The organism is Methylorubrum podarium (assembly GCF_022179745.1).
Lineage (GTDB): Bacteria > Pseudomonadota > Alphaproteobacteria > Rhizobiales > Beijerinckiaceae > Methylobacterium > Methylobacterium podarium.
The window spans coordinates 1-5,754 of the sequence record NZ_BPRD01000513.1 but is presented as its reverse complement, the minus strand read 5'-3'; the positions used below and the strand labels follow the sequence as shown (position 1 = coordinate 5,754).

At 72.4% G+C, this 5,754-nt stretch carries 5 protein-coding genes; 4 read left to right on the top strand and 1 reads right to left on the bottom strand.

All coding sequences use genetic code 11. The features are described 5' to 3' along the window. On the top strand, positions 1–369 hold a 369-nt coding region (locus MFF42_RS22375), incomplete at its 5' end, for an aldose epimerase family protein (protein ID WP_444980421.1). Then, positions 366–2,165: an IlvD/Edd family dehydratase gene (locus MFF42_RS22370; protein WP_238257868.1), complete on the top strand. Its 1,800-nt coding sequence runs from the start codon at positions 366–368 to the stop codon at positions 2,163–2,165. The genes MFF42_RS22375 and MFF42_RS22370, both read left to right, overlap by 4 nt. 62 nt (positions 2,166–2,227) lie before the next feature. Here MFF42_RS22370 and MFF42_RS22365 read toward each other — a convergent pair whose 3' ends face one another. Further along, the gene (locus MFF42_RS22365; protein ID WP_238257866.1) at positions 2,228–2,968 is read right to left on the bottom strand and encodes a FadR/GntR family transcriptional regulator; all 741 of its coding nucleotides are present in this window, start codon (positions 2,966–2,968) and stop codon (positions 2,228–2,230) included. Between the two features lie 476 nt (positions 2,969–3,444). On the opposite strand from MFF42_RS22365, the gene MFF42_RS22360 reads away from it, so the two are divergent. Both MFF42_RS22360 and MFF42_RS22355 read left to right on the top strand, forming a co-directional pair. Beyond that, positions 3,445–5,019 carry an aldehyde dehydrogenase (NADP(+)) gene (locus MFF42_RS22360; RefSeq protein ID WP_238257865.1) on the top strand — a complete coding sequence of 525 codons (1,575 nt, stop codon included), beginning with the start codon at positions 3,445–3,447 and terminating at the stop codon, positions 5,017–5,019. A gap of 63 nt (positions 5,020–5,082) precedes the next feature. Beyond that, a partial coding sequence (locus MFF42_RS22355; RefSeq protein ID WP_238257863.1) for an FAH family protein occupies positions 5,083–5,754 on the top strand: 672 nt, incomplete at its 3' end.

The window sequence follows — 5,754 nt, the reverse complement described above, 5'->3', positions numbered from 1 at the left end:
GGGCGCGAGCCGCAGATCGTGCGCGGGCGCGGCTACGACCACAATTACGTGCTGGCCAAGGCGCCGACGGCGGCGCCGCGTCCGGTCGCCCGGGTCGAGGACCCGGTCTCGGGTCGGGTGCTGGAGATGACGAGCAACCAGCCGGGCGTGCAGTTCTACAGCGGCAACTTCCTCGATGCGACGGCGGTCGGCAAATCCGGCCTGGCCTACCGGCAATCGGACGGGCTCGCCCTCGAACCCCAGCTCTTTCCCGACACGCCGAACCAGCCGGCCTTCGGCTCCGCCCGCCTCGATCCCGGCGCGACCTACCGCAACGTCATCACCTACCGCTTCTCGACCAGCCCCGATTCGAGCCGGACCGCCCGATGACCGACGTCTCCAGTCCCTGCCGGCTGCGCTCGCGCGCCTGGTTCGACAACCCCGACAACATCGACATGACGGCGCTCTACCTGGAGCGCTACCTCAACTTCGGCCTCAGCCTGGAGGAGTTGCGCTCGGGCAAGCCGGTGATCGGCATCGCCCAGACCGGCTCGGATCTCTCCCCTTGCAACCGGCATCACCTCGTCCTGGCGGAGCGCGTCCGCGAGGGCATCCGCGAGGCCGGGGGGATCGTGCTCGAATTTCCGGTCCACCCGATCCAGGAGACCGGAAAGCGCCCGACCGCGGGGCTCGACCGCAATCTCGCCTATCTCGGCCTCGTCGCGCTCCTGTACGGCTATCCCCTCGACGGGGTGGTGCTGACCACGGGCTGCGACAAGACCACGCCGGCCTGCCTGATGGCGGCCGCCACCGTGAACATCCCGGCCATCGCCCTCTCGGTCGGGCCGATGCTGAACGGCTGGCACAAGGGGCAGCGCACGGGGTCGGGCACCATCGTCTGGCGGGCGCGGGAGATGCTGGCGGCGGGCGAGATCGATCACGACGGCTTCATCAAGCTCGTGACCTCGTCGGCGCCCTCGACCGGGTTCTGCAACACGATGGGCACGGCGACGACCATGAACACGCTGGCCGAGGCGCTCGGCATGATGCTGCCGGGCAGCGCCGCGATCCCCGCCCCCTACCGCGACCGCCAGGAGGCGGCCTACCGCACCGGCAAGCGCATCGTCGCGATGGTGGCCGAGGATCTCAAACCCTCCGACATCCTGACCCGCGACGCCTTCCTCAACGCGATCGTCGTCAACTCGGCGATCGGAGGATCGACCAACGCGCCGATCCATCTCGCGGCGATCGCGCGGCATATCGGGGTCGAGCTGACCATCGACGACTGGCAGACCCACGGCCTCGACGTGCCGCTCCTCGTCAACCTGCAGCCGGCGGGCAGCTATCTCGGCGAGGATTATTACCGCGCCGGCAGCCTCCCGGCGGTGGTGGCCCAGCTCATGCGCGAGGGCCTGATCCGCGAGGCGGCGATCACCGCCAACGGGCGGTCGATCGGCGACAATTGCCGCGGCGCGGCGATCGAGGACGAGGACGTCATCCGGCCGATCGACCGGCCGCTGAAGGAGGCCGCCGGCTTCCTGGTGCTGCGCGGCAACCTGTTCGACGCCGCGATCATGAAGACCAGCGTGATCGGCGAGGACTTCCGCGCGCGCTACCTCTCCAACCCGGCCGATCCGGACGCCTTCGAGGGCCGCGTCGTCGTCTTCGACGGCCCCGAGGACTACCACGCCCGCATCGACGACCCCGCCCTCGACATCACCGAGGAGACCCTGCTGGTGATGCGCGGGGCCGGCCCGGTGGGCTATCCGGGGGCGGCGGAGGTGGTGAACATGCGCCCGCCCGCGCATCTGATCCGGGCCGGCCTGCACGCGCTGCCCTGCCTCGGCGACGGGCGGCAATCGGGCACCTCGGCCTCGCCCTCGATCCTCAACGCCTCGCCGGAGGCCGCCGCCGGCGGCGGCCTCGCCCTGCTGCGCACCGGCGACCGGGTGCGGATCGACCTGCGCCGCGGCACCGCCGACGTGCTGATCGGCGAGGCCGAACTGGACGCGCGCCGCCGGGATCTCGCGGCCGGCGGCGGCTATCCCTCCCCGGCCTCGCAGACGCCCTGGCAGGCGATCCAGCGCCAGGTCGTCGGGCAGATGCAGACCGGCGCCATCCTCGAAGGGGCGGAAGCCTTCCAGCGCATCGCGCAGACCAAGGGTCTGCCCCGCGACAACCATTGACGGCGATGCGCCCGCGGCCCGACGGAAGGGCAGGCGCCCCGCATCCGGCGCCCGCCCTGCGCTCACGCCTTCATCGACATCTCGGTGTCGGCGAGGGCGAGGCGGACGAGTTCGGTCATCGCCGCATGCGCGGCGGCCGGATCGCCGGCCACGATCGTCTCGTAGAGGGTGCGGTGGACGGGGATCGGATCGCGCGGCAGCGCCTGGCGGCGCTGCTTGAAGATCGTGGTCCACGTCACCGCCGCCGCGATCGAGCTCGACAGGGTGATCAGCGGACCGTTGCGGGTCGCCTCCAGGATCGTGAGATGGAAGGTCTGGTCCGCGGCGCGGCCCGCCTCGTTGGCAAGGCCGTGACGCGCCATCTCCTCGAGGGCGTGGCCCATCCGGGCGATGTCGAGCGCGGTGCGGCGCTCGGCGGCGAACGCCGCCGCGGCCGGCTCGACCACCATGCGCAGCTCGAACAGGTCGCGGATGAAGGACTCGCTCGGCTCCGCCTCGAAGGCCCAGGCGAGGATGTCCGGATCGAGCAGGTTCCAGCGGTTGCGCGAGCTGACGCGCGTCCCGATCTTCGGCCGGCTCTCGACGAGCCCCTTGGCGCTGAGGATGCGCACCGCCTCGCGATAGGCGGTGCGCGACACCTTGAGCTGCTCCGAGAATTCGATCTCGCCGGGCAGGATTTCGCCCGGAGCGTAGCGGCCGGCCAGGATCGCGACGCCGATCTCGCGCGCCACCGAGCCGTGGATCCGCTGTCCGTCGGAAGCGAGCGGCAGTTTGACGGCCTCAAGTCCCGTTGCGCGCGCCACCCGTATCCCCCCAACGAGCACCGTCGCGGCTCGGGATCCGAGCCTGCCGCGGGCCTCTGCGGGTCCGGGCGATGTCGTTCGAGCGACAATAGCCGCCAAGTGTAGCTTCGCAAAACCAGCGCTGCCGGGAACGGCGGCCCGGTGGAATCCAGGGCCGATCCGTCGGCAGCGGTCACTCGCGTTCCTGCCGGCCACAGCCGCCGGCGCCCGCCGCCGCAGGCTCGGGCCCCTGCGCCATCCGATGCCCTAAACCTCTGATTTCATATGTCTTTATTTGGAGATCCCGTGGCTGCCCCCGGGACGGCTCTCTGATCCTGGAAGGTCTGATCCGCGCAACGCTCTCGGTCGCCTTCCTCGGCGCCGCGAGGCCGACAAACGGCTTCAAGTGGTGTCTCCGCGGCGGAAGCGCGCGGTGCTTGCAGGACCTAACGAATCAATATAGTTTAATTGTCTGAGTAAAAGAGAGGGAGGATGGGTTGGTCGAGGGGTCGATCCTGATCGGGTCCGAGGCGGTGCGGTCCGCGGAGACGTTCCGCGGCGTGGAGGCCGCGACGGGCGCGCCGCTCGACCCCGTCTTCGCCGCGGCCGGCTCCGCCGAGGTCGAGCGGGCCTGCGCCCTGGCCGAAGCGGCCTTCCCGAGCTTCTCGGAGACGGAGCCCGCGCGACGGGCCCGCTTCCTCGACGCGGTGGCCGAGGCGATCGGCGATCTTGGACCCGGCCTGATTGCGCGGGCCCGCGCGGAGACCGGCCTGCCCGAGGCGCGCCTCGAGGGCGAGCGGACCCGGACCGTGGGTCAACTCCGACAATTCGCGAGTCTCGTGCGTTCCGGCGACTGGATCCGTGCGACGCACGACACGGCGCTTCCCGATCGCCAGCCGCTTCCGCGTCCGGATCTGCGCCGCCGCCACGTCGCGCTCGGACCCGTCGCCGTGTTCGGCGCCTCGAATTTCCCGCTCGCCTTCTCGGTGGCCGGCGGCGACACCGCTTCGGCGCTCGCCGCCGGCTGCCCGGTCGTGGTCAAGGGTCACCCGGCCCACCCCGGAACCGGCGAGATGGTGGCGCGCGCCGTCCGCGCCGCGGTCGCCGGACTCGACCTGCACGAGGGCGTGTTCTCCTACCTGCCGGGGCCGTCGCAGGCGCTCGGCACCGCCCTGGTCGCCGATCCGCGCATCAAGGCCGTGGGCTTCACCGGGTCGCGCGCGGGCGGCCTCGCCCTGATGCGGGTGGCGGCGCAGCGCCGGGAGCCGATCCCGGTCTACGCGGAGATGAGCGCGGTCAATCCGGTCGTGCTGATGCCCGCCGCCCTGCGGGCGCGGGCGGCCGAGCTCGGGGCCGCCTTCGTGCAGTCGCTCACCCTCGGCGCCGGGCAGTTCTGCACCAATCCCGGCCTGCTGATCGGCCTTGCCGGTCCCGATCTCGATGCCTTCGCGCAGGCCGCCGCGGAGGCCCTGCGGGCGAGCGCGCCGCACGGGATGTTGACGCCCGGCATCCGCGACCGCTTCGCCGACGCCGTCGCGGCGATGGCGGGCCAGGACGGCGTGGCCACGCTGGCGCGCAGCGATGGCGGCGCGGACCGGGCGCCGACCGCCCTGTTCCGCACCGACGCGGCCCATTTCCTCGCCGACCCGGCGCTGGCGGAGGAGATGTTCGGTCCCGCCGCGATCCTGGTCGCCGCCGCCGACGGCGCCGAGCTGGTGCGGGTGATCGAGGCGCTCGAAGGCCAGCTCACCGCGACGCTGCATCTCGATCCGGACGACGCGCCCGCCGCCGCGGAGCTGGTGCCGCTGCTCGCCCGCAAGGCCGGCCGCGTCCTCGCCAACGGCTGGCCGACCGGCGTCGAGGTCGCCCCGGCGATGGTGCATGGCGGGCCGTTCCCGGCGACCTCGGACGGGCGCACCACCTCGGTCGGCACCCTGGCGATCGAGCGGTTCCTGCGCCCCGTCTGCTACCAGGATCTGCCCGACGCGCTGCTGCCCGCGCCCCTTCGAAGCGGCAATCCCTGGCACCTCGCCCGACAGGTCGACGGCGTCCTGCGCCCGGCCTCCGGCTGACCGGCCGCCGCAACCAGACCAGGGCAGCCGGCTCGGACCAGAGCCGGCGCCGGGAGGAACAGGATGGTTTCGTCACTCCTACAATATCGGTTGCCGGACGGGCGGCGCGGCGTCGCGGCCCTGGCCGGGGACCGGGTGCGCACGGTGATCGGCGTGACCAGCGTCCTGTCCCTGGCGCAGGCGGCGCTGGCCGCCGGGCGCGATCTCGCCGCGGCCGCGGCCGCGGCCGGATTCGGCGGTCCGGTGGATCTCGACACGGTGACGCTGCTGCCGCCGATCGATCATCCGGATCCGGCGCACCTGCTCCTGAGCGGCACCGGACTGACCCATCTCGGCTCCGCCGAGGGGCGCAACCAGATGCACCGCGCCGCCGCCGAGGACCCGGCCCCGACCGATTCCATGCGGATGTTCCTGATGGGCGTCGAGGGCGGCAAGCCGGCGCCCGGAACGGTCGGGGCCCAGCCCGAATGGTTCTACAAGGGTGACGGTTCCGGCCTCGTCGCCTCCGGCGCGCCGCTGGTCTCGCCGGCCTTCGCCCTCGACGGCGGCGAGGAGCCGGAGATCGCCGGCATCTACCTGATCGATGAGGCCGGCCGGCCGGTCCGTCTCGGCTTCGCCCTGGCCAACGAGTTCTCCGACCACGTCACGGAGCGCGGCAACTACCTCTGGCTCGCCCATTCCAAGCTCCGGCCGGCGGCGCTCGGCCCCGAACTCCGGCTCGGCGCCCTGCCGCCG